This is a genomic window from Allocatelliglobosispora scoriae, assembly GCF_014204945.1.
GTDB classification, from domain to species: Bacteria; Actinomycetota; Actinomycetes; order Mycobacteriales; family Micromonosporaceae; genus Allocatelliglobosispora; species Allocatelliglobosispora scoriae.
The window spans coordinates 4261218-4285503 of record NZ_JACHMN010000002.1; the positions used below are offsets into that span (position 1 = coordinate 4261218).

The 24286-nt window shown below is 69.0% G+C and carries 22 protein-coding genes; 12 read left to right on the forward strand and 10 right to left on the reverse strand.

The window, feature by feature from the left end; translation table 11 throughout:
• Positions 1–25: 25 nt before the first annotated feature.
• From F4553_RS24985 to F4553_RS25005, 5 genes are all read left to right on the forward strand, one after another.
• Entirely contained in the window at positions 26–796 is a 771-nt protein-coding gene (locus F4553_RS24985) for an isoprenyl transferase (protein ID WP_184839838.1), read from the forward strand.
• Positions 797–860: 64 nt separating this feature from the next.
• Positions 861–2186 (forward strand): RNA 5'-3' helicase PhoH2, encoded by a 1326-nt coding sequence (gene phoH2 / locus F4553_RS24990; RefSeq protein WP_184839840.1) that lies wholly within the window; start codon positions 861–863, stop codon positions 2184–2186.
• A gap of 189 nt (positions 2187–2375) precedes the next feature.
• A complete protein-coding gene (locus tag F4553_RS24995; protein WP_184839842.1) occupies positions 2376–3044 on the forward strand; it encodes an aggregation-promoting factor C-terminal-like domain-containing protein in 669 nt (222 codons plus the stop codon).
• Positions 3045–3105: 61 nt separating this feature from the next.
• Entirely contained in the window at positions 3106–3894 is a 789-nt protein-coding gene (locus F4553_RS25000; protein WP_184839844.1) for a S1 family peptidase, read from the forward strand.
• A gap of 26 nt (positions 3895–3920) precedes the next feature.
• Entirely contained in the window at positions 3921–4895 is a 975-nt protein-coding gene (locus F4553_RS25005) for an NAD(P)/FAD-dependent oxidoreductase (protein WP_184839846.1), read from the forward strand.
• Here the strand turns inward: F4553_RS25005 and F4553_RS25010 are convergent.
• Positions 4892–5581 carry a TetR/AcrR family transcriptional regulator gene (locus tag F4553_RS25010; protein ID WP_184839848.1) on the reverse strand — a complete coding sequence of 230 codons (690 nt, stop codon included), beginning with the start codon at positions 5579–5581 and terminating at the stop codon, positions 4892–4894. The genes F4553_RS25005 and F4553_RS25010 overlap by 4 nt on opposite strands.
• Positions 5582–5710: 129 nt before the next feature.
• Between F4553_RS25010 and F4553_RS25015 the strand changes: the two genes are divergently transcribed.
• Positions 5711–6637: an NAD-dependent epimerase/dehydratase family protein gene (locus tag F4553_RS25015; protein WP_184839850.1), complete on the forward strand. Its 927-nt coding sequence runs from the start codon at positions 5711–5713 to the stop codon at positions 6635–6637.
• Here the strand turns inward: F4553_RS25015 and F4553_RS25020 are convergent.
• Both F4553_RS25020 and glpX read right to left on the reverse strand, forming a co-directional pair.
• Positions 6597–7544 (reverse strand): DMT family transporter, encoded by a 948-nt coding sequence (locus F4553_RS25020; RefSeq protein WP_312875343.1) that lies wholly within the window; start codon positions 7542–7544, stop codon positions 6597–6599. The two genes, F4553_RS25015 and F4553_RS25020, sit on opposite strands and share 41 nt — an antisense overlap.
• Positions 7545–7575: 31 nt before the next feature.
• Positions 7576–8589 (reverse strand): class II fructose-bisphosphatase, encoded by a 1014-nt coding sequence (glpX, locus tag F4553_RS25025; RefSeq protein ID WP_184839852.1) that lies wholly within the window; start codon positions 8587–8589, stop codon positions 7576–7578.
• Positions 8590–8846: 257 nt separating this feature from the next.
• Between glpX and F4553_RS25030 the strand changes: the two genes are divergently transcribed.
• Entirely contained in the window at positions 8847–9347 is a 501-nt protein-coding gene (locus tag F4553_RS25030; protein WP_184839854.1) for a DUF4245 domain-containing protein, read from the forward strand.
• Positions 9348–10394: 1047 nt separating this feature from the next.
• Here the strand turns inward: F4553_RS25030 and F4553_RS25035 are convergent.
• On the reverse strand, positions 10395–10595 hold the full coding sequence (locus F4553_RS25035; RefSeq protein ID WP_184839856.1) for an exodeoxyribonuclease VII small subunit: 201 nt from the start codon (positions 10593–10595) through the stop codon (positions 10395–10397).
• On the reverse strand, positions 10592–11803 hold the full coding sequence (gene xseA / locus F4553_RS25040; protein ID WP_184841203.1) for an exodeoxyribonuclease VII large subunit: 1212 nt from the start codon (positions 11801–11803) through the stop codon (positions 10592–10594). The genes F4553_RS25035 and xseA overlap by 4 nt, the downstream gene beginning before the upstream one ends.
• On the opposite strand from xseA, the gene F4553_RS25045 reads away from it, so the two are divergent.
• The gene (locus F4553_RS25045) at positions 11742–12800 is read left to right on the forward strand and encodes a 4-hydroxy-3-methylbut-2-enyl diphosphate reductase (RefSeq protein WP_184839858.1); all 1059 of its coding nucleotides are present in this window, start codon (positions 11742–11744) and stop codon (positions 12798–12800) included. The genes xseA and F4553_RS25045 overlap by 62 nt on opposite strands.
• Positions 12801–12803: 3 nt before the next feature.
• On the opposite strand, the gene F4553_RS25050 is transcribed toward F4553_RS25045, so the two are convergent.
• The 3 genes from F4553_RS25050 to F4553_RS25060 form a co-directional block, all read right to left on the reverse strand.
• Positions 12804–13943, reverse strand: a complete 1140-nt coding sequence (locus F4553_RS25050; protein ID WP_184841205.1) for a DNA recombination protein RmuC — start codon at positions 13941–13943, stop codon at positions 12804–12806.
• Positions 13944–14053: 110 nt separating this feature from the next.
• Complete coding sequence (locus F4553_RS25055) at positions 14054–14557, reverse strand: winged helix-turn-helix domain-containing protein (protein ID WP_246466525.1); 504 nt, start codon at positions 14555–14557, stop codon at positions 14054–14056.
• Between the two features lie 196 nt (positions 14558–14753).
• Positions 14754–16124: an AlkA N-terminal domain-containing protein gene (locus F4553_RS25060; protein WP_184839860.1), complete on the reverse strand. Its 1371-nt coding sequence runs from the start codon at positions 16122–16124 to the stop codon at positions 14754–14756.
• A 223-nt stretch (positions 16125–16347) separates the two neighbouring features.
• On the opposite strand from F4553_RS25060, the gene F4553_RS25065 reads away from it, so the two are divergent.
• The gene (locus F4553_RS25065; RefSeq protein WP_184839862.1) at positions 16348–17754 is read left to right on the forward strand and encodes a glycoside hydrolase family 6 protein; all 1407 of its coding nucleotides are present in this window, start codon (positions 16348–16350) and stop codon (positions 17752–17754) included.
• Positions 17755–18016: 262 nt separating this feature from the next.
• Entirely contained in the window at positions 18017–21106 is a 3090-nt protein-coding gene (locus tag F4553_RS25070; RefSeq protein WP_184839864.1) for a discoidin domain-containing protein, read from the forward strand.
• Between the two features lie 81 nt (positions 21107–21187).
• Here F4553_RS25070 and F4553_RS25075 read toward each other — a convergent pair whose 3' ends face one another.
• Positions 21188–22021, reverse strand: coding sequence for a sterol desaturase family protein (locus F4553_RS25075; protein WP_184839866.1), 834 nt, complete (start codon positions 22019–22021; stop codon positions 21188–21190).
• Between the two features lie 99 nt (positions 22022–22120).
• On the opposite strand from F4553_RS25075, the gene ychF reads away from it, so the two are divergent.
• On the forward strand, positions 22121–23206 hold the full coding sequence (gene ychF / locus F4553_RS25080; RefSeq protein WP_184839868.1) for a redox-regulated ATPase YchF: 1086 nt from the start codon (positions 22121–22123) through the stop codon (positions 23204–23206).
• A gap of 176 nt (positions 23207–23382) precedes the next feature.
• Here ychF and F4553_RS25085 read toward each other — a convergent pair whose 3' ends face one another.
• Positions 23383–23685: a pterin dehydratase gene (locus tag F4553_RS25085; RefSeq protein WP_184839870.1), complete on the reverse strand. Its 303-nt coding sequence runs from the start codon at positions 23683–23685 to the stop codon at positions 23383–23385.
• Positions 23686–23868: 183 nt separating this feature from the next.
• Between F4553_RS25085 and F4553_RS25090 the strand changes: the two genes are divergently transcribed.
• On the forward strand, positions 23869–24273 hold the full coding sequence (locus tag F4553_RS25090) for a (deoxy)nucleoside triphosphate pyrophosphohydrolase (RefSeq protein WP_312875347.1): 405 nt from the start codon (positions 23869–23871) through the stop codon (positions 24271–24273).
• The last annotated feature ends 13 nt before the right edge of the window (positions 24274–24286 follow it).

Sequence of the window (24286 nt, forward strand, 5' to 3'; positions counted from 1 at the left end):
CGGGATTAGGTCTATCCTGCGGTGGATGAACGTGCGTGACCTGGTCTATTCGGTGTACGAGCGGCGGCTCACCGCGAAGCTCGCGGGCAAAGCGCGTCCCAAGCACGTCGGCGTCATGTGTGACGGCAACCGGCGCTGGGCTCGGGAGATGGGTTATGTCGACCCCAACGACGGCCACCGGGTCGGTGCCCGCCGCGTGATCGACATGCTCAACTGGTGTGACGAGGCGGGGATCAAGCACGTCACGCTCTATCTGCTCGCGACCGACAACCTGCGCCGGCCGGCCGCCGAGCTCGATCCGCTGCTCCAGATCATCGAAAACCTCGCGACCGAGCTCGCCGAGGAGGGAAACCCCTGGCGGTTGCGGATGGTCGGCGCGCTCGACCTGCTGCCCTCCTCCAACGCGGCCGCCCTCAAGGGTGCCGAGGAGCGCACGGCGGATCGGATCGAGGGCGCTCAGGTCAACATCGCCGTGGGCTACGGCGGGCGGCGGGAGATCGCCGACGCGGTCCGGTCGCTTCTTCAGGAGCATGCGAAATCGGGCGGCACGATCGAGGAGCTCGTGGAGGTCCTCGACGTCGAGCACATCGCCGAGCATCTATACACGAGGGGCCAGCCGGATCCCGATCTGATCATCCGTACCAGTGGTGAGCAGCGGCTCTCCGGATTCCTGCTGTGGCAGTCGGCGCACTCGGAGTTCTACTTCTGCGATGCCAACTGGCCTGATTTCCGGCATGTCGATTTCCTTCGGGCACTTCGAGCATATGCCCACCGACAGCGACGTTTCGGCCAATAAGCATCAATAAAGACATATCAGCGTGGCTCTAGGCGAAGGTGTGCAGAGCCAGCTACTTTGAATCATGGTTGCCTCTGCGACTCAGTCATCACACGACGAACCCAGACACACCTTCGTCCTGGACACCTCGGTCCTGCTCGCTGACCCGGCGGCGGCTTTCCGCTTCGCCGAGCACGAGGTCGTCCTTCCACTCGTGGTCATCAGCGAGCTTGAGGGCAAGCGGCATCACCCGGAACTGGGCTGGTTCGCACGTGAGGCGCTCCGGCGTCTCGACGAGCTCCGTGTCCGGCATGGACGATTGGACGAGCCGATACGCATCAACGATGCGGGCGGCACGTTGCGGGTCGAGCTCAACCACTCCGACTCGGCGAGCCTGCCGATAGGGCTGCGCAACGGCTCGAATGACACCAGGATCCTCGCGGTCGCCCTCGGGCTCGCCGCGGACGGGCTCCGGGTGACGCTCGTGAGCAAGGACATGCCACTGCGGGTGAAGGCGGCGGCCGTCGGCCTGCCCGCCGACGAGTACCGGCACGGTCAGGCGGCCGATCCGACCTGGTCCGGGCTGGTGGAGGTGGGGATCGGTGATGACGATCTGCAGGCGCTCTACAACGGTGAATCCATAGATCTGGACGGTGCGGCGGGGCTCCCTGTCCACACTGGACTCGTGCTCAGCACCGGCCGGGCCTCCGCGCTCGGGCGGGTGCAGGCCGACAAGACCACCCGGCTGGTCCGGGGCGACCGCGAGGCGTTCGGCCTGCATGGCCGCTCCGCCGAGCAGCGCATCGCCCTCGACCTGCTCCTCGACGACTCGGTGGGCATCGTCTCGCTGGGCGGCCGAGCCGGCACGGGCAAGTCGGCGCTGGCGCTCTGCGCCGGTCTGGAGCAGGTGATGGAGCGGCGCAAGCACCGCAAGGTGATCGTGTTCCGCCCGCTCTACGCCGTCGGCGGCCAGGAGCTGGGCTACCTGCCCGGCAGCGAGGCCGAGAAGATGTCGCCCTGGGCGCAGGCGGTCTTCGACACGCTCGGCGCGGTCGTGCACGACAACGTCCTGGACGAGGTGATGGCACGCGGCCTGATCGAGGTCCTGCCGCTCACCCACATCCGGGGCCGGAGCCTGCACGACGCGTTCGTCATCGTCGATGAGGCGCAGTCGTTGGAGCGTAACGTCCTGCTGACCGTGCTCTCGCGGATCGGTCAGGGATCACGGGTCGTGCTGACCCACGATGTTGCTCAGCGTGACAATCTGCGCGTGGGGCGTCACGACGGAGTCACCGCGGTCATCGAAGCATTTAAGGGTCACCCGCTCTTCGCGCACGTGACGCTGACCCGTTCCGAGCGATCTCCGATCGCGGAGATGGTCACCGACCTGTTGGAGGACATCCCCCAATAGCCTTACCCCTCGTCCGGATTGCGGGCGATTTGTGGCGTGACAGCTGCCACAGTCGCCCGCCCGAGGGATGCACGGCGCCGGATGGCTAGGCAGGGTAGTCGGGGTCACCCCCAGACTGTGGCCAACGGAGACCGTCGTTAGAGGTCGATCTTCGTCGCGCCACGGCCTCCGACGAAGGGATTACCCCCCGTGACGAGACCATCCCTCGGTCGATTAGGCATTCGCGCCCTCGCGATCGCCGTACTCGCCAGTGGCATCGGCGCCGGACTATATCTCGACCAGCCGGACCGTCCGGTGACCGCCGTTTTCGGCAGCGAGCTCACCGCAGCCGAGGTGGAGCTGGCCAAGCAGGGCGTGCGCGACTCCGCTGTGGAACGGGAGAAGCTCGCCGAGGCCGCCAGAGCGCAGGCCGCCGCGGCAGCGGCACTCGCCGCTGCCCGAGTGAAGGCTGCGAACGACGAGGCGAGCCGGCGTGGTGCCGCCCGCAACACCGGCGGCTCGACCACACCGACGAAGCCGCCCGTCTACGGGCCGATCCCGGCCTCCTGCAACGCGTACAAGGGCGCTCGCGCGACCGGTTGTGCGCTGCTGCTCAAGGCCGGCTTCGGGCTCGACCAGATGCCGTGCCTCGACAAGCTCTGGAAGCGCGAGAGCGGCTGGAACTACAAGGCCTACAACGAGGGCTCCGGCGCCTTCGGCATCCCGCAGGCGCTCCCCGGCGACAAGATGAAGTCGGCCGGCGCGGACTGGAAGACCAACCCGGCCACGCAGATCAAGTGGGGCCTCGGCTACATCAAGGGCCGCTACAAGACGCCGTGCAAGGCCTGGCAGCACTCCGAGGATGTGGGTTGGTACTAAAACGTCCTTAAACCTCCTATATGACCGTTACGCTGACCCCAGGTGATCCAAGGGGGTAGCGATGCGGCTGTGGCGTGTGGTGCGGGCGGGGACGGTTGGGATCGCGGTAGTGCTCGCCACGGCGGCATGGACCGAATCGACGGCCGGCCCCGCCACGCCGGACAATCGCATCGAGGTGGTGGGCGGCACGCAGGCCGGTGCACACGCCTACCCGTGGATGGTCCACCTCTCCACCGGCTGTGGCGGTTCGCTGATCAAGCCCGGCTTCGTCCTCACGGCCGCGCACTGCGTCGGCTCCAGCGCATCGTCGATCACGGTCCTGGCCGGCTCCGCCGACCTCGACGACCCGAACATCCATGTGGTACGCGGGGCGTCGCTCAAGCGGGCACCCGGCTTCGACGACGTGACGCTCGGCGATGACTGGGCCGTCATCCGCCTGCGCGAGGAGCTGCCGCTGCCGACCCTGTCGATCGCCTCCGGCACGGGTTACGACAGCGGCACGTTCACCGTGATGGGCTGGGGCTCCACCAGCGAGGGCTCGATGCGGCAGCAGCGCTTCCTCCGGGTCGCCACGGTGCCGTTCGTCTCGGACGGGAGTTGCGGGTCGGCGTACCGGAAGGCCGGTTATTCCTTCGTGCCCGGTGACATGCTCTGCGCGGGCAACGGCGGCAAGGACACCTGTCAGGGTGATTCGGGCGGGCCGATGGTCCACGCGACCGCCAGCGGTTATGTGCAGGTCGGCATCGTCAGCTGGGGTGTCGGCTGCGCGCGCAGACAGTACCCGGGCGTCTACACCCAGGTGTCGCACTTCGCGGCCGCCATTCGAGCGGCCGTTGAGGACCTTTCCTGACGGCTCCAGGAGCCTTATGGTGGGGCATGCGTGAGATCGATGTGGCGGTCATCGGGGCGGGCCCCACGGGGCTCTTCGCCGCCTACTACGCGGGTTTCCGCGGCCTCAGCACCGTCGTCGTCGATGCGCTCCCGGAGCCCGGCGGCCAGGTCACGGCGATGTACCCGGAGAAGCTGATCTTCGACGTGGCGGGCTTCCCCGCCATCCGCGGCCGCGAGCTCGTCGCCAACCTCGTCGAGCAGGCCGCCGCCTTCCACCCGGAGTACCAGCTCGGCACGCGGGCGGAGACGATCACCTACGTCGACGGTCTGCCCGAGCTCACGCTCACCAACGGCGAGCGCTTCCGCTGCGGCTCGGTGCTGATCACGGGCGGGATGGGGTCGTTCACCCCGCGCCCACTGCCCGCTGCGGCGGACTTCACCGGCTCGGGCATCGTCTTCTTCGTGCCGCGCCTCGCCGATCTGGCCGGCCACGACGTGGTGATCGTCGGCGGTGGCGACTCGGCCTTCGACTGGGCGCTCGCGCTCGCCGACATCGCCAAGAGCGTCACGCTGGTGCACCGCCGCGACAAGTTCCGCGCGCACGCCGCGACCATCGACAGGGTGAAGACCCTGCCGGTCCGCATCATCGTCAACGCCGAGGTCAGCAAGATCCTCGGCGGTGCCACTGTGGAGGCCGTGGAGGTGACGCCGAAGGGCGGGGTCGCCGAGTCGATCCCGGTCCAGACGATCGTCGCCGCGCTCGGCTTCACCGCCGACCTGGGCCCGATCGCCGAGTGGGGGCTCGCCCTCGACAAGCGGCACATCCTCGTCGACTCCACCATGGCGACGAACCTGCAGCGGATCTTCGCGGCCGGCGACATCGTGGAGTACCCGGGCAAGGTGCGGCTGATCGCGACCGGCTTCGGCGAGGCGGCCACGGCGGTCAACAACGCCGCGGTCATCATCAACCCCGATGCGCACCTCTTCCCCGGCCACAGCAGCGGCGGGACCGCCGACTAGCGCAGTCCCAGGTAATCCGCCAGTTCGGTGAGCTGGTGGTCGAGGATCGCGCCCTGGTTGGGGAAGTCCGCGCCGTAACGGCCCCACAGCTCGAAGCTGATCGAGCCCATGAGCTGCGAGTAACACGTCACCGCCCGGAAGATCATCGGCTCGGCCAGGTCCACGCCGAGGTCGGTGCGGATGAAGGCCATCGCGTCGCGGGTCGGGCGCGGCAGCCGCTCGCCCGGTGTGGGTCGCAGCGCTCCGGCCTCGGCGGCGTCCACCAAGATCTTGATGAAGGTACGCACCGGGCGGACCCCCGGTTCGATCGTCTCCGCCGGCGCCTTGTAGCCCGGCACGGGTGAGCCGAACAGCAGCGCGTACTCGGCCGGTTTGGCGACGGCCCAGGCCCTCGTCGCCGAGCCCAGGGCGAGCCACCGTCCCCGGAAGTCGCTGTGCGGCAAGGCATCCACGGCGGTGTCCACCGCGTCGGCGAGCTCGTTGTATGCATCGATGATCAATGCGGTGAGCAGGTCGTCGCGGCTGGCGAAATACCGGTAGACCGCCGACGAGACCATCCCGAGATCGCGGGCGACCGCCCGGAGCGAGAGGTTGGCGCCGTCGGAGTGGAGGTGCTTCGTGGCGACCGCCTTGATCTCGTCGATCATCTCGGCGCGGACGCGGGCTCTTATCCCTGGTGCAGACATGACCGAAGATTATCAGAGCGGTGCTCTTGACGGGAAGCGACGCTCATGAGAATGTAGTTCTAGAACGAGAGCGGTGCTCTCAAATCGGAGAGCCGCACCGTGGATGCGGACAGAATCAGGGAGATCACCATGGGCAAGCACGTTGTCGTCGGCGCCGGACCGATCGGCACCGCCGTCGCGGGACTTCTCGTCACCGCCGGCCACGACGTCTCGGTCGTCACCCGGCGCGGCACCCAGGTCGCCGGTGCCACCGCCGTCGCCGCCAACGCGTCCGACGCCGCGGTGCTGAGCAGGCACGCAGCCGGTGCCGATGCGCTCTACAACTGCGCCAACCCCCCGCAGTACCACACCTGGCCGGAGATCTGGCCACCACTCGCAGCCGCGCTGCTGAGCGCCGCCGAGTCCTCCGGTGCGGTGCTCGCGACGATGTCCTGCCTCTACGGCTACGGCCCGGTCACCGTGCCGATGACCGAGGAGATGCCGCTGGTCGCGACCACGGTCAAGGGCGGCATCCGGGCGAAGATGTGGCACGACGCGCTCGCGCTGCACCAGGCCGGCCGGATCCGCGCCACCGAGGTCCGGGCCAGCGACTACCTGGGCTACCGGGTCAACGGGTTCCTCGGCGATGTCGTGCTGACCCGCACCGCCAACGGCAGGACCGGATACGCCCTCGGCGACCCCGGCCAGCCGCACAGCTGGACCACGATCGGCGACGCGGCCAACGCCCTCGTCATCGCGGCCGCCACGGAGTCGGCCTGGGGCCACGCCTGGCACGCGCCGACCGCGCCCGCGATCTCGATGCGGGCCGCCGCCGAGCGGGCCAACGAACTCATCGGCGCACCCCGGCCCACCGTTCGCGAGGTGCCTCGCCCGGTGCTGTGGTCGGCGGGGATCGTCGTGCCGATGGCGCGGGCGATGCGGGAGATGCAGTACCAGTTCCAGCGCCCCTTCATCCTCGACTCGTCGCACACCGAGCGCACCTTCGGCATCGCGCCGACACCGCTCGACGAGTCGCTCAGGAAGACGGCCGAGCTTTACCGCTCCGCCCCGCGATAGCCACCGCCACCAGCGTCAACGCCGCACCCAGCAGCGTTGACGCGCTCGGCTGTCCGGCCCTGCCCGGGGCGAACTGGTCGAGGATGAGCGCTCCGGAGACCTGGCCGGCGATCATGCCCAGCCCCAGCAGCAGCACCCCGATGTGCCGCACGACCGCCGCCGCCATCGCGATGAAGCCGACTCCGAGGATGCCACCCAGGTAGAGCCAGAGTTCGGTCGGCAGGGAGCCCGTCGGCACCCCCCGAACGGCGAGTGACACGGCGAAGGCGAGCAGCAGGGCTGTCGTACCCACCGCGAAGTTGATGAACGTGGTCGGCAGGACGCCGCCGGACGCTGCCCGGACCCGCCCGTTGGCCGCGGCCTGCCACGCCATCCCGGCGCCGGCGACGAGCGGCAGGATCGCCAGCAGCAGCGAACCGGGGGCGCCGAGATGGTTGCTCACCGCGATGAGCACGGCGACCACCGTCAGCGCGGCACCCAGCGCGCGCTGTGTCGTGATGGGGCGAACCCCGCCCGGCCCGATCCCGGCGCGGTCGACGGCGAGCCCGCTGCCGGTCTGGCCCGCGACGACGGCGACGGTGAAGGTCGCGACCCCGAGCGTCGCGACGGTGAGGCCCTGGCTCGCCACGAGCAGCGCACCACAGGCACCGCCGAGGCACTCCCAGGCGCGCATCCGACCGTCGCGCAGCTTCGCGGCGACGAGCCCGAGACCCGCCCGCCCGGCGGGGAGGGCGAGCACCGCGATCGTCAGCAGCACCAGGCCGGAGCCGAAGGAGATGACCGCGGCCGCGATGCCGTCGTTGAGCCGTGCGCCCAGCTCACCGTTGATCCGGGCCTGCACCGCGGCACCGATCCCGCCGAGGAAGGCGGCGAAGATCCCCAGAGTGCGCGTTCTTGATCCGGTCACGTAACCCGAGGTTAGTCGATCACGGTCGAGGTCAGAGCGGGCGGCCGTCGAAGTCGACCACAGAGTAGAGGTTGAGCTTCTCCAGGCGGTGATAGCTGTCGATCACGCGGATCGTGCCGGACTTCGACCGCATCACCAGCGACTGGGTATATGCCGTTCCCGAGCGGTAACGCACGCCCCGGACCAGGTCGCCCGAGGTGACGCCGGTCGCGACGAAGAAGGCGTTGTCGCCGCGGACGAGATCGTTGGTGTGCAGCACCCGGTCGAGGTCATGCCCCGCCGCCAGCGCCTTCTCCCGTTCGGCGGCGTCGCGCGGCCACAGCTTCGCCTGAATCGCGCCACCCAGGCACTTCATGGCGCACGCGGCGATGATGCCCTCCGGCGTACCGCCGATGCCCATCAGCACGTCCACATCGGAACCGTCACGGGCGGCGGCGATCGCACCGGCGATGTCGCCGTCGGTGATGAAGTTGATCCGGGCACCGGTCGCCCGGATCTCGGCGACGAGTTCCGAGTGGCGGGGTCGGTCGAGGATGCAGACCGTGACATCGGAGACGTCGGAGTTCTTGACCTTGGCGATCCGGCGCAGGTTCTCCGCGACACCGGCCTCGATGTCGATCACGTCTGCGCACTCGGGTCCGACGACGAGCTTCTCCATGTAGAAGACGGCGCTCGGGTCGAACATCGCGCCCCGCTCGGCGACCGCGAGCACAGCGAGCGCGTTGGGCATGCCCTTGCTCATCAGCGTCGTGCCGTCGACCGGGTCCACCGCCACGTCCACCTCGGGGCCCGTGCCGTCGCCGACCAACTCCCCGTTGTAGAGCATCGGCGCATTGTCCTTCTCGCCCTCGCCGATGACGACGACACCGCGCATCGGGATCGAGTTGATCAGCTTGCGCATCGCGTCGACGGCTGCGCCGTCGCCGCCTTCCTTGTCGCCTCTGCCTACCCAGCGGCCGGCCGACATCGCGGCGGCCTCGGTCACTCTGACAAGGTCGAGTGCCAGGTTACGGTCAAGATCTTGTGGCGTACGCGTGCCGGCCATCGGTTGCACTCCTCGCTTCGTTGCGGGGTCGGTTGCGGGGTCGGTTGGGTCCGTAGCAGGGGATGTGGGGATGATCGCATCCTGGCATGTCGACCGCGTTAACGCTCATTCAGGGGCCTTGGGGGATACTGGCCGACGTGACGCAGACCCCCGTGACCTCGCCCGACGCTGCGGCCTCGGCTGACGGTATGGCCTCGACTGATGCTGTGGCCTCGGCTGATGTGGCTTCGGCTGACACTGTGGCTTCGGCTGACACTGTGACCGACAAGCGCGGTGGGCGTACTCCGAAGGATATGGCCCTCTCGCTGCTCGTGCTCATCGTTCCGGTCATCTTGATCATGATCTTCTACCGAGGGCTGCACGGCGGGGACGCACCGGTCACGGTCGATCCGACCGAGGAGATCGCCAGGGCCGGGCAGGCCGGGTTCTCGCTCACCCCGCAGGAACTCCCCGAGGGCTGGCAGGTCGCGACGGCCCGGTTCGACGGCCGGACCAACACGCTGCGGCTGGGCTACCTGACGCGGGGTGAGGACGGGCTGCAGCTCGTCGAGGCGAAGCGGCCCGGACTGGCCCGCGAGGAGCTGACCACGGCCGGTGAGCAGACCGGCACGGTCAACGTGGAAGGCGTCGAGTGGCAGGTCTGGACCGGCCGCGAAAAGGAGAACGCCCTGGTCCTGACGCGTGAGGGTGTCACGGTAGTGATCAGCGGCCGGGCGGCCCAGGCGGACCTGGTCGCGCTGGCGGAGCACCTGCTGTAGCTCGCCGTCACCCGCGCAGCCTTGGCCGGGTCGGCTGGCTGGCGTGCTATTTCGTGAAACAACCCTGACGGCGCCCTGGCCTGTTCGTCTGCGCGTAGCCGGGGGTGGGTGATCACGTCTGGTTTGGGGAAGCAGACGTGATATAGCGCCATGATCACGTCTGCTTCCCCAAACCAGACGTGACCTCTGCGTGCTGCGTGCCCTCCGCCAGCCCGCAGTGTCTCTTGATCGCACCTTCTTTGGGGAAAACGGTGCGATCAAGCACCTTGATCGCACCGTTTTCCCCAAAGAAGGCGCGATCAATCGAGCGCTCAACGTCACGGTTGGTGTGGCGGCGGTTCGGGGCGTTCGCTAATGCGGGTGCGGGTGCGGGTGCGGGTGCGGGTGCGGGTGCGGGGTGCGTGTGTAGGCGAAGCGTCTGCGGGTGCGTGCAGGCGCGGACGCGAGGTGTCGGTCTCGCAGTGGCGGATCGCCGGGAGACGTCGACCGGGTACAAGCTGGCTGCGGCACAGGGCGTCCGCGGGTGGAGTGCGGAGAGTTGAGGCGCGGGTGTGCAGGGCTGGTGATCGCGCTGCTTCCGGAACTGATGATCGCGCTATTTCCGGGAAATAAGGGCCTCGCGGTGGGCCGGAGGGGGCAGTTTCCGAGAAACAACACGATCATGCCGTAGGCGATGGGTGGGCGCGGCGACACTGGTACGGCGTGCGGCGTGGCGTACAGCGTGCGGGTGGTGGCTGGGCGCGGCGTGGGGCTGGGCGCGGCGTGGGGCTGGGCGCGGCGTGGGGCTGGGCGCGGCGTGCGGGTGGGTGCCTGGGCGCGGCGTGCACGGGGCGGGTGGGTGCCGGGGGCGAGGCATGCGGTGTGCGGGTGGGTGCCGGCGTGCGGTGTGCGGCGTGCGGGTGGGTGCCGGGGCGAGGCGTGCGGTGTGCGGGTGGGTGCCGGCGTGCGGTGTGCGGCGTGCGGTGTGCGGGTGGGTGCCGGGGCGAGGCGTGCGGTGTGCGGGTGGGTGCCGGGGCACGGCGAGGCTGGAGGTGGGGTGGGCGGCGTCTAGCTTGCCTGGGGGTGGACGGCGTCGAGGCGGGCGCGGGCTGCGTCGAGCCAGCGCTGGCAGATCGCGGTGAGCTCCTCGCCGCGCTCCCACAGGGCGAGTGACTCCTCCAAGGTGGAGCCACCCGCCTCCAGCTTCTCGACCACCTGGGCGAGCTCGGCGCGGGCCTGCTCGTAGGAGAGGGATTCGGTCGCGGTCATTCGGACACCGTAACCCGAAGCTCGCCCTCGGCGAGTCGGACCCGCAGCGCGTCTCCGGCGCCGACCGTCGCGGCATCGCGGAGCACCCGTCCGTCGTCGGCTTGCACGATGGCGTAGCCGCGGCCGAGCGTCGCCGCGGGGGAGAGCGCCCGTAGCCGAGCCAGCACGTGAGCGAGATCACCATCGGCCCTGGTCAGGCGGTGATCGAGATGCCGCCGGGCGCGCTGCGCCATTGCGGTGACCTCGCCCTGCATCCGGTCGAGCATCGCGTGCGGCCGGGCCAGCGAGGGTCGCGACCGCATCGAGGTGATGCGCTGCTGCTCGCGGTCGACCCGGTTGCGGATGGCGCGGTTGAGCCGGCCGCGGGCGACGCCGATGAGCCTGACCTCCTCCATCACGTCCGGCACGACCCGCTTGGCGGCATCGGTGGGCGTGGAGGCGCGCAGGTCCGCGACGTAGTCCACGAGCGGGGTGTCGGGTTCGTGGCCGATCGCCGAGATGACGGGCGTCGAGCAGGCGAAGACTGCTCGGCAGAGCGCCTCGTTGGAGAAGGGCAGCAGATCCTCGAACGAACCGCCCCCGCGAGCGAGGATGATCACGTCGATCGTGGCGTCGAGGTCGAGCTGCTTCAACGCGGTGACGATCTCGGGTACGGAACCCGCACCCTGGACAGCGACGTTGATCACGCGGAAGTCGATCGCGGGCCAGCGGCGCTTGGCGTTGGTGAGCACGTCGCGCTCGGCTGCGCTGGCCCGGCCGGTGATCAGGCCGATCCGGTTGGGCAGGAACGGAGGCCGGCGCTTGCGGCGGGGGTCGAAGAGCCCTTCGGCCTGCAACTGCAGCCGCAGCTTCTCGATCTGTGCCTTGAGCTCGCCCTCGCCGATCTGCCGGATCTCGTCAATCCTCAGCGAGAGTGTCCCCCGAGCGGGGTAAAAATCCGGTTTCCCGTGCACCACGACGCGAGCGCCGTCCTGCAGATCCGGAGCACCCGAATCCAGGACATCCCGGGTGGCCGTCGCGGTGAGGCTGATGTCGGCCGAGGGGTCCCGCAGGGTCAGAAACACCGTGCTGGAACCGGGTCTGCGCGAGATCTGGGCGATCTGGGCGTCGACCCAGAGCGAGCCGAGCTTGCCGATCCACTGGCCGATGCTCTGGCTGACCCGGCGTACCGGCCATGGCTCCTCTGGGCTGCTCGTCACAGCGCTCAGCCTAGGGGCTGGGTACGATAACGTCGTGACTCCTCCTCGCAAGCGCGTTCTGCTCGCCAAGCCCCGTGGCTACTGCGCCGGCGTCGACCGCGCTGTGCAGACGGTCGAGCTGGCCCTCAAGACCTATGGTGCCCCGATCTACGTCCGCAAGGAGATCGTGCACAACAAGCATGTCGTCGCCACGCTGGAGGCGGCCGGTGCGATCTTCGTCGAGGAGAATTTCGAGGTGCCCGAGGGCGCCACGGTCATCTTCTCGGCACACGGTGTCGCCCCCGAGGTCTACGAGCAGGCCAAGGAGCGCAGCCTGCGGGCGATCGACGCGACCTGCCCGCTGGTGACGAAGGTCCACCACGAGGCCCGCCGCTTCGCCGCCGACGACTACGACATCCTGCTCATCGGTCACGAGGGGCACGAGGAGGTCATCGGTACGACCGGCCAGGCTCCCGCCCGCATCCAGCTCGTGGACGGCCCGGGCGATGTCGACAAGGTGACCGTGCGCGACCCCAACAAGGTCGTCTGGCTCTCGCAGACCACGCTGAGCGTCGACGAGACCGTCGCGACCGTCGCGAAGCTGCGGGAGAAGCTGCCGATGCTGCAGTCCCCGCCGAGCGACGACATCTGCTACGCCACGCAGAACCGCCAGCAGGTCGTGAAGCAGATCGCACCCGAGTGCGATGTCATGATCGTGGTCGGCTCGCGTAACTCCTCCAACTCGGTCCGCCTCGTCGAGGTCGCCAAGGACGCCGGTTCCCGTGCGGGATACCTGGTCGACTTCGCCCACGAGATCCAGGAGGAGTGGCTGGAGGGCGCCACCACCGTCGGCCTCTCCTCCGGCGCCAGCGTCCCGGAGAACCTGGTCGAGGATGTGGTCGCCTTCCTCGCGGAGCGCGGCTTCGCCGACCTCGAGGAGATCAACGCGATCGAGGAGCGGCTCGTCTTCTCCCTGCCGCAGGACCTCAAGCGCGACATGAAGGCAGCCGGCGTCACCGCAGGCTGAGGATCACTGCGTGAGTTCGGGCGCCTGCGGCTGCCGGGGTGCGATCTCCAGCTGCTGCGGCGTCTCCAGGTCACCGTCGCTGATGCCGAGTTCGGCGAGGCGGCGGGCACTGACCAGCACGCGTGACTCCAGCGAACCCACCGCCTTGTTGTAAGCCGTGACCGCGCTCCCCAGCGCCCCGCCGAGCTTGCCGACGTGGTCGCCGAGCGTGGCGATCCGCTCGTAAAGCGCCCGGCCGAGCCGGTGCACCTCCGCCGCGTTGCTCGCGAGTGCTTCGGCCCGCCAGGAGTACGCGACGGTCCGCAGCAGCGCCACCAGCGTCGCCGGGGTCGCGAGGACCACGTTGCGGGCGAAGGCGTACTCCAGCAGCGACGGATCCCGCTGCAGTGCGGCGTCGAGGAACGTGTCGGCGGGGATGAAGAGCACCACGAACTCCGGTGTCTGCGTGAACGCCATCCAGTAGTTCTTGGCACCGAGGATCTCGACGTGCGACCGCAGGGCCCTGGCGTGCGAGTCGAGATGCGTGTCGCGCTGGCGGCTGTCGCGGGCCTCCATCGCCGAGAGGTAGGCGTCGAACGGGGCCTTCGCGTCGACCACGACCTCCCGGCCGCCGTGCAGCCGCACCACGAGGTCGGGGCGGACGACCCCGGCGTCGGTCGTGGCGGTGACCTGCTCGGAGAAGTCGCAGTGCTCCAGCATCCCGGCCGCCTCGATGATCCGGCGGAGCTGGTGCTCGCCCCAGCGCCCGCGTACCTGAGGGGCGCGCAGTGCGGCGACGAGCTGGCTCGTCTCGTTCTTCAGCAGTGTCGAGACGGAGGCGACGGATTGCAGCTCCGTACGCAGACTGGCGTAAGCGTCGACGCGATCGCGCTCCAGCTCGCCGATCTGCTGCTCATAGCGCCGCAGTGTGTCGTGGAGCGGGGCGACCGCTCGGGTGACCGCCTCATGTGACTGGATCGTCGCCTCGTAGCTCAGCGCCCGCATGGACTGCTCCAGCCGGGCCTCGCCGGACTGGGTCATCTCCAGGGTGGCCGAGAGGCGGGCGATTTCGGCGGCACTGCGGCTGTTGGCGACGAACCAGCCGAGCACACCGCCGACGGCCAGGCAGACCACGATGATCGCAACAGTCTCCACACTCGCCAGAGTAGTGCGGGGACGCTCAACCCCTCCGTCGCAACTCTTCAAGAGTTGTTGTTAAGCGCGAGTGCGGAAAACAACAACTCTTGAAGAGTTGCGTCAGGGGACGTGCGGACCTAGACGACCGCGACCTTCTGCGGCTCGTCGAGGCGGTAGCCGAAGCCGTGGACCGTGGCGATCTGCGGGCCGAGGGAGCCGAGCTTGACCCGGATCCGGCGGATGTGGACATCGACGGTCCGCTCGCCGCTGAACTCGTGGCCCCAGACCGCGCGCAGGAGCTGGAGCCGGGTGAAGACGGATCCGGCGTGCTCGGCGAGGAAGAGCACCAGATCGTACTCACGGCGGGTGAAGCGGATCGGCTCGCCGGCCAGCCGCGCGGTCCGCCGGTTGGTGTCGAGCACCAGGTCGGCATCGACCGGCGGGACGACGGGTGCCGGGTCGCGCCAGCCGGAGCCGATGACGGTGGTGGGCAGTGACGCCGCGTGGAGCGCTGCGACGAGCCGTTCTGCGGCATCGGGCGCTCCGTGACCGGCGAGGGTGAGCCGCACGGTGACGGTCAGTTCCTCTCCGGCTGATCGACGAGGGGTGGTGGTCAGGGCGGGCAGCGTCAGAGTGGACATCGGTCGGCTCCTAATCAGCGACGGTCGGCGGAAGGCGTGGGACGGGCGTTGACATCGACGCATCGTCACAATCGCCTCCACTGTGGATCAGCCGGGGTGAGCTCGGACCTTGAGATTAACCATACTTTTCCTACATGTCTAGTAGGCTATCTCTATGATCTTTGTTCATAGCCGATCGGGCATGCGTTAACGGCGATCATGCGAGGCGCCACAACCTGATCTGCGCGTACGACCGCCAGGGGCTGAACCGCTCGGCGTACGCCGCGATCCCCTTCGGCGTGTCGGGCAGGCCGAGCTTCGCCGCAGCTCGCAGTGTGCCCAGGTCGGTGGGGAGGAAGATGTCCGGGTCGCCGAGCGCCCGCAGTGCCACGTAGTCGGCGGTCCAGGGGCCGATGCCGGGCAGGGACAGCAGGGCCTCGCGGGTCGCGGTGCGGTCGGCACCGGGGTCCAGCGCCATGCCGCCGAGGACGGCTTCGGCGAGTGTGCGGAGCGTCTCGCGCCGCTTGGTGGGCATCGAGAACGCGTCGTCGGGTAGCGCCAGCACCTCGGCCGGGCTCGGGAAGAGGCCGTCGGCGACGAGCCGCCCCAGGACGGTACGCGCGCCGGCCACGCTCACCTGCTGGCCCACGATGGCACGCACGGCGGCTTCGAAGCCGTCGACGGCGCGCGGGAGGCGTACCCCCGGCTCGGCATGGACCAGCGGCGCGAGCGCGGGGTCTGCGGCGAGCGCGGTGTCGACGGCGACGGGGTCCGCGTCGAGGTCGAGCAGGCGGCGGATGCGCGCCACGGCCGGGGCGAGATCGCGCAGGTCGGCGAGGCGCAGCGCGGCATGGATCGTCGAGGTGCCCGCGCGGAGCGTGACCGAGGCCCGGCCGTGCGGCAGCCGCAGGGACCGCTCGTAGTGCTCCGAGTCGCCCGACTCGACGCCGGAGACGGAGCGGGCGCCGAGGAACTCGAAGAGCGACGCGTCGTGCAGCGGCGGCCGGAACGGCAGCTCCAACTCGATCGTGCCGTCATTGCCGCCGGGGTCCCGGCGCAGCTCCGAGGGGGCGCAGCCGTAGACCTCGCGGATGGTGTCGTTGAACTGGCGCACGCTGCCGAACCCGGCGGCGAACGCGATCTCGGTGAGCCCCAGGGACGTCGACTCGATCAATGTCCGCGCGGTCTGCGCCCGCTGCATCCGGGCCAGGGCGAGCGGACCGACGCCGAACTCGTCGACGAGCAGCCGGTGCAGGTGCCGCTCGGTGTAGCCGACCCGGTCGGCGAGGCCCGGCACGCCGTCGCGGTCGACGACGCCGTCGGCGATGAGCCGGAACGCGCGGGCGGTGACGTCGGCCCGGAAGTCCCACTGCGCCGAGCCGGGAATCGCCGCCGGGCGGCACCTGCGGCACGCCCGGAACCCTGCCTTCGCGGCGGCCGCGGCGCTGGCGAAGTAGCGCACGTTGGCGGGCTTGGGTGTGCGGGCGGGGCAGCTCGGACGGCAGAAGATCCCGGTGGTGGTGACCCCGAACCAGAACCGTCCGTCGAACCGTCGATCCCGGCTGCTGATCGCGGGGTAATGATCCATCCCTTGAGTCTGCCTCGCACGATGCCGTCGGGCTAGCGGAAATCGGACCTAGCCGTGCGCCCCCGAGGACCTGGCCGCTCGACCCTGCGGACCGGGCGTCGAAATTCGTGTCGAAACGCGAGGGACACAGGGTATTCACATAGCCCGCTATCGCCGTTACAGTTCGTGGGAACGCTCCCACGTTCGCTGTCGCGCCACCTTCACGGCTTGAAAGGTAGTGAGCATGCGCACCAGAACCGTTCTCCCGCCGCTCGTCGCCGCTCTCGGCACCGCGGCGATCGCAGCCGCGGTCGGCCTGCTCGCGGTGCCCGCCGCCAGCGCCGCAGACTCGGCGTTCTATGTGGACCCGCAGACCAACGCGGCCAAGTGGGTCGCCGCCAACCCGTCGGACTCGAAGACTCCGGTGATCCGGGATCGGGTCGCGAGCGTCCCGCAGGGCCGGTGGTATACGACGACCAACACCTCGACGGTTCGCGGCGAGGTCAGCTCCTTCGTCAATGCGGCGGCGACGGCGGGGAAGATCCCGATCCTCGTCGTCTACAACATCCCCAACCGCGACTGCAGCGGCGCGAGCACCGGCGGCGCGCCCAGCCACGCCGCCTACCGGGCCTGGATCGACGAGGTCTCGGCGGGGCTCGGCGGCAAGCCGGCCACGATCATCCTCGAACCCGACGTACTGCCGATCATGACGAACTGCATGACCGCGCAGCAGCAGACGGACACCAAGGCCTCCATGGCGTACGCGGGGAAGAAGCTGAAGGCGGGCTCCAGCAGCGCCAAGGTCTACTTCGACGCCGGTCACTCCGGCTGGCTCGCCGCCGGTGAGGCTGCCGCCCGACTCAATGCGGCGGACATCGCCAACAGCGCCGACGGCATCTCGCTCAACGTCTCCAACTACCGGTACTCGTCGACCGAGATCGCATACGCCAAGCAGGTCATAGCGGCGACCGGGCACTCGAACCTGAAGGCCGTCATCGACACCAGCCGCAACGGCAACGGTCCGCTCGGCAGCGAGTGGTGCGACCCCACGGGCCGTGCCATCGGTACGCCGAGCACCACCGCGACCGGCGACTCCGCGATCGACGCGTTCCTCTGGATCAAGCTGCCGGGCGAGGCGGACGGCTGCATCGCCGGTGCGGGGCAGTTCGTCGCTCAGCGCGCCTATGACCTGGCGATCGCGGCCGGCCCCTACTCGCCGCCGCCCGCGTCCCCGTCGATCTCACCCTCGGCCAGCCGCTCCCCGTCCGCATCGCCGTCCCCCAGCCGGTCGGTGTCGCCCTCGCCGAGCCCGTCCAGCTCGCCGCCGCCCGGTGGCAGCGGTTCGTGCCAGGTGACCTACAAGGTGGACAGCGCCTGGGGCGGCGGGTTCAACGCGACCGTCACGGTGAAGAACACCGGCACCACCGCGATCAACAACTGGACGCTGACCTTCACCGCGCCCTCCGGCGTGACGCTGGTCAACGGCTGGAACGCGACCTGGACCGCGAGTGGTACGGCGTTCACGGCGAAGGCGCCGACCTGGTCGCCCAATCTCGCCGCCGGTGCCATCGCGACCCCCGCCTTCACCGGTGGCGGCTCGTCCAGCCCGATCCCGACCGGCTTCAAGCTCAACGGTGTGGCCTGCAGCTAACTCCAGGGTGGGGTAACCAAGATCGCCGCAACTCTTCAAGAGTTGGTCCTAAGGCCCGACGGCCCGAAACACCATCTCTTCAAGAGTTGCGGCGATCTTGCAGTGTGGGCCGGGAATGGGCGAGGGGTTGACGGATCGCTGGCGATCGATGACTCTATGGGTCAGGAGAGCGCTCTCCGAGACAGCATCGGCCGCTGGACCTGCCGCGCGTCCTACGCGGCACCGGCGGCCGGATCCCTCAACTCCGTCCCAAGGAGCTGTCATGTCCCCACACCAGCTCGGCGTCCTGCCCGGGCGCCGACGGCCGACCGCAGCGGTCCTCCTCGCGCTGCTCGCCGGCCTCACCCTCCTCATCCCCTCGATCGTCGCGCAGCGGGAGGCCTACGCGGCCGGCCCGCTCATCTCGCAGGGCAAACCGGCCACCGCGTCGTCCGTCGAGAACGGCGGCACCCCGGCCGTCAACGCCGTCGACGGCAATGTCGGCAGCCGCTGGTCCAGCGCGGCCGCCGATCCGCAGTGGCTCCAGGTCGACCTCGGTGCCACGGCCGCCATCGACCAGGTGAAGCTGATCTGGGAGGCGGCCTACGCGACCGCCTACCAGATCCAGGTCTCGGCCAATGCGACCGCCTGGACCACGATCTACTCCACGACCACCTCGACCGGCGGCACGCAGACCCTCGCCATCACCGGCAGCGGCCGATATGTGCGGATGCTCGGCACGGCGAGGGCCACGGGCTGGGGGTACTCCCTGTGGGAGTTCCAGGTCTACGGCACGATCGGCGGCACCCAGCCGCCCACCGGTACGCCGATCTCGCAGTACAAGCAGGTCGAGGGCTCGTCCTATGAGGGCGGCAACGCTCCGGCGGCGGCCCTGGACGGCCGGGTCAACACCCGGTGGTCCAGCGCCTTCAGCGATCCGCAGTGGCTGCGGGTGGACCTCGGCGCCGTCGGCACCATCAGCAAGATCGTGCTCAACTGGGAGAGCGCCTTCGCCCGCGCCTACCAGATCCAGACGTCCAACGACGCGACCACCTGGACCACGATCTACTCGACCACCACGGGTCCGGGCGGCATCGAGACGCTCAATGTCACCGGCACCGGGCGTTACGTGCGCTTCAACGGCACAGCGAGAGCCACGGGCTACGGCTACTCGCTCTGGGAGTTCCAGGTCTTCGGCACGCTGGACACGAGCGCGTCGACCCCGCCGCTGCTCTCGGGCCCGACGAAGGCACCGGCGACGACGGGGCAGTTCGCGCTCTCGGCGCCCGCCGACGCCGCGATGATCACCACCACCCGTCGACCGGCACTGAGCTGGGCGGCGGTCGGCGGTGCCGTGCGCTACCAGGTCTGGATCAACATCAGCCGGACCGACTACGACTTCACCCAGCCCGGCAACCTGATCGACCTCTACACGAAGGTCGCCGAGCCGACGGGCACGACCTACACCCCGACCTGGGACCTGCCCGACCGCTGGACCTACAAGTGGTACATCACCTCGGTCAACGGCTCCGGCGCCACCACCACGTCGAACATCCGGAGATTCAGCGTCTATCTGCCGGTGCTGGAGCAGGTCGCCGACGGCATCAACATCGTCAACGGCGCCCGCGACCTCAACCGCGACGGTGCGATCCAGCCCTACGAGGACTGGCGGCAGCCGGTCGAGACCCGGGTCAGCGACCTGCTCGGCCGGATGACGATCACCGAGAAGGCGTACCAGATGTTCTACAACGCCCAGGTCTTCAAGGAGTCGGGCTGGCACTTCGGCCCGGCCGAGGGCCCGGACCTGCACAACTACCTGCTCAACTCGGCCACGTCGCGGCTGGGCATCCCGTTCGTCTCGGCGGGCGACACGATCCACGGCTACAAGACCACCTACCCCACGCAGAGCGGATTGGCGGCGGGCCGCAACTACCCGCTCGACTACAAGCTCGGCGACATGCAGCGCCGCGAGCAGCTCGAGGTGGGTACGCGAGGCGTCCTCGGCCCGCTGGCGGAGGTCGGCACGAAGGTGCTCTACCCCCGCATCCAGGAGGGCAACGGCGAGAACGCCGACGTGGCCGCCGCGCAGGTCCGGGCACTCGTGGCCGGGTTGCAGGGCGGTCCGGAGCTCAACCCTCAGTCGGTGCTCGCCACGGTGAAGCACTGGCCCGGCGAGGGTGCGGGCGGCGAGGCGCTGATCGTCTACGACGCGGTGACGATCAAGTACCACATGATCCCGTTCCGGGCCGCGATGGAGGCGGGTGCCGTCAACATCATGCCCGGCTACGCGGGTAGCTCCCTGCTCGATCCGGGCGGCCCCGGTGCCGGTGACAGTGCCAAGATTCTGGCTTACCTGCGTACCAACCTGGGTTTCACGGGTTTGATCACCACCGACTGGCTGCCGTCCGGCAGCTGGGTGGGTGCCGCGAAGGCCGGGTCGGACGTGATGGGCGGCGCCGACCCGGGCGCTCCCGGCTACTCGATCGGGACCTTCACGGCGGGAGTGCCCGCGGCCCGGATCGACGACGCGGTGCGGCGGGTGCTGCGGCTGAAGTTCCAGCTCGGCATCTTCGAGGCGCCCTACGGCGACCCGGTCAACGGGCCTTACCGCTTCCACCAGCCCGCCTATGCCGCGCTCGCCAACCAGGCGTCGCGAGAGGCGATGACCCTGCTCAAGAACAACGGCATCCTGCCGCTGCGGCTCAACCCCGGTGACAACATCGTCGTCGCCGGACCTCGGGCCACGGACTCGCTCGCCTGCTGCATCTGGACGAGCTACTTCCACCAGGAGTACGGCTCGCTCAACATGATCGACGCGATCCGGGCGAGAGCGGCGACGGCCGGGGTCAACGTCTACCAGGACACCGGTCCCGCGCCGAAGCTCGCGATCGTGGCGGTGGGGGAGGGTTCCTACACGCATGCGACCAACTGGGTGAAGGAGCAGCCCTTCCTGCCCGCCGACCAGCTTGCGGTGATCCAGAACTTCCGCAACCAGAACATCCCGGTCGTGGTCGTCCTGGTGCTGCCCAGGCCCTATGTCATCACCGACTGGGACGCGCTGCCGGCGGCGACTCTCGTCACCTATCGCGGTGGCGAGGAGGTCGGCCCGGCGCTGGCGAGTCTGCTCTTCGGCGACTACACGCCCAGCGGCAAGCTGCCCTGGCAGTTGCCCCGGGCCCTGAGCGACGTGCTGCGTCCGGGCGGGACCGACGTCCCGGCCGACGCGACCGAGTTCTGGGACCTGCCCTATGACCTGGGTGCGACGACGGCCCAGCGCAACGAGATCCGCGCCCGGATCGACGCGGGCCAGTCGGTCCAGCCGATCTACGGCAACCCGCTCTACCAGTACGGCGCCGGCCGCACCGGCTGGTAACCCGCGCCTCTGGCACGTTTTGCAGCAAAGCGTGGTCATCTCGCGTCGCGAGGCCACGCTTTGCTGCAAAACGTGCGGGGGTCAGGCCGCGGGCTTCCAGCCCGGTCCGTGGAAGAGCACACCCAGTTTGGTACGCAGACCGTGCGCCTCGCGGAGGTCGCGGCCGATCGAGGCGTACTCGTGGAACGCCACCCGCAACGGGTTATAGGTCGTGATGTTGGTGGTCAACCCGTAGACGGGCCGCTCCAGTTCCGGTGCGAAGGACCCGAACATCCGGTCCCAGACGATGAGGATCCCGCCGAAGTTGCGGTCGAGGTAGCCGCCCTGCGACGCGTGGTGCACCCGGTGGTGCGACGGCGTGTTGAAGACGTACTCGAACCAGCGCGGCATCTTGTCGATCCGCTCGGTGTGGATCCAGAACTGGTAGACGAGGTTGATCCCCTGGCAGAAGGCGAGCGCCGCCGGGTGCACGCCCAGCGCGACGAGCGGCAGGTAGAAGAAGAACCCGGTGAAGCCGGTCCAGCTCTGGCGGAGCGCGGTGCTCAGGTTGAACCGCTGCGACGAGTGGTGCACCACGTGCGAGGCCCAGAGCAGCCGGATCCGGTGGTGGCTGCGGTGCGACCAGTAGTAGAAGAAGTCCTGCGCGATCAGGAACGCCGGGATCAGGTACCACGTGGTCGAGATGTGCAGCGGTGTCAGCGTGAAGACGAGGCTGATGCCGAGCGCGGTCCCCAGCCCCCAGAGCAGGTCGAAGCCGAGGCTCCCCAGACCCATCCCGATGCTGGTCGCGGCGTCGCGCTTCTCGTAGCCCAGCTCGTCGTCATCGGGGTGCAGCCAGTAGGAGACCCGCTCGATGATCATCAACAGGATGAACGCGGGCACGGACCACATGACTACCGCCGGGTAATGCTCCATGAGCGCGGAATCTAATTCATGTTTTCCCGGTCACACAAGGCCCCACCAGGCGACTCCATGATCATTTATCGCGCTCGCGCGACCAGTAGACTCGCCCCCGTGAGTCTCTCCATTGGCATCGTCGGCCTGCCCAACGTCGGCAAGAGCACCCTCTTCAACGCCCTCACCAGCAACGACGTGCTCGCCGCGAACTACCCGTTCGCGACGATCGAGCCCAACGTCGGTGTGGTCGGGCTGCCCGACGCACGGCTGGACCGGCTGGCGGAGATCCACAACTCGCAGAAGATCCTGCCCGCACCGGTGAGCTTCACCGACATCGCCGGGCTGGTCAAGGGCGCTTCCAAGGGGCAGGGCCGGGGCAACGCGTTCCTCGCGAACATCCGCGACGCGAGCGCGATCTGCCAGGTGGTCCGCGCCTTCAGCGACCCCAACGTGGTGCACGTCGACGGCAAGGTCTCGCCCCGCGACGACATCGAGACGATCAACACCGAGCTGATCCTCGCCGACCTCGGGACCATCGAGAAGGCGCTGACCCGGCTGGAGAAGGAGGCCCGGGTCAACAAGGCCCGCGCCGGCGCGCTCGCCAACGCCAAGGCCGCCAGCGAGCTGCTCAACAACGGGACCACGCTCTACGGCGGCGCGGCGAAGGCCGGCATCGACCTCGACGAGCTGCGCGAGCTGCACCTGCTCACGGCGAAGCCGTTCCTCTACGTCTTCAACGTCGACGAGGCAGAGCTCGGCAACGCGGCCTTCCTCGACGAGCTGCGGGCGCTGGTCGCCCCGGCCGAGGCGGTCTTCATGGACGCCAAGATCGAGTCGGAGCTGATCGGGCTCGACGACGCCGAGAAGCGCGAGCTGCTGGAGGGGATCGGGCAGGACGAGCCGGGCCTCAACCAGCTGATCCGGGTCGGGTTCGCCACGCTGGGCCTGCAGACCTATCTCACCGCGGGTCCGAAGGAGTCGCGGGCCTGGACGATCCCGATCGGCGCGACGGCACCCGAGGCGGCCGGAGTGATCCACTCCGACTTCCAGCGCGGCTTCATCAAGGCCGAGGTCGTCTCCTTCGCCGACCTGGACTCCTACGGCACGATGGCTGCGGCCAAGGCGGCCGGCAAGGTCCGGATCGAGGGCAAGGAGTACGTCATGGCCGACGGCGATGTGGTGGAGTTCCGCTTCAACGTCTGACGGCCTCAACGGCCTGCCAAGATTTGAGACCTTGGACATGATCGTGAATCCCGAGCGTCATTTATCGGCATATCGGACACAAACTGTCCAAGGGCGCTCATAAGTCGCGATCATGTTCGAGGTCGCTGATCTTCGTCACGTGAGCTGGAGGGCACCGGAGTGGAAATAATCCGGGCCTAGGCTTTGAGGGCCTTGTAAGCGGCTTCGATGCGGGCGGCGAGGGACACTTCACCCGGCGTCAGCGGTCCGCCCTCAGCGGGGCAGATCTGGATCTGGGTGTAACCGTCGAGCCGGCGGAGCTGCGCACGCACTTCGGCGGCGTCGGCATAGATGGTGACCTGCTCTGCCAGCTGACGATGCTCCGATTCGTCGAGCTGCAGGGTGCGCTTCAGCCCTCGCAGGTCGCGGGTCCACCCCGTGAGCTGCGCAAGCGCGTCGGTCAAGTAGTCGGACTGGTCGCGTCGCCAGACCGCACCCATCGGCCCACCTCCCAGGCTTCGTTGCCGGCTTGTGGCCACATCGTCGCCGAATAGCAATTCTTTGTCGACCACAGTCTTGCCCGAACGGGGCCCGTGTGTCCACGGCCACATTTCCGACTTCCGACGCGCTATAGGACGGCCCCGGGCAACCGAACGGACATTAGTTCTGGCACGCTGTGGCCCGTGTTCGTGGAAAACCCGATTCGGATCATCGTCGGCGCCGCCATCATCGCGGACGGTCGAGTGCTGGCCTGCGAGCGTTCCGACCCGCCCGAGACGGCCGGTCGCTGGGAGTTCCCCGGTGGCAAGGTCGAGCCGGGGGAGGACGAGGTCGACGCCCTGGTCCGCGAGTGCGCCGAGGAGCTCGGCGTCCGCGTGACGATCGGGGAACGGATCGGCGACGACATCCCGATGGGCCACGGACGCGCCGTGCTCAAGGTCTACGCCGCCACGCTCGTCGACGGCGACGTGCCGCAGCTGCTGGAGCACGCGGCGCTGCGGTGGCTCAGCGCCGACGAGCTCGACGAGGTGCCGTGGCTCCCCGCTGACGCACCGATCGTGGCCGTACTCCCGGGGTGGTTGGGGTAGTTAAGACGGCGAA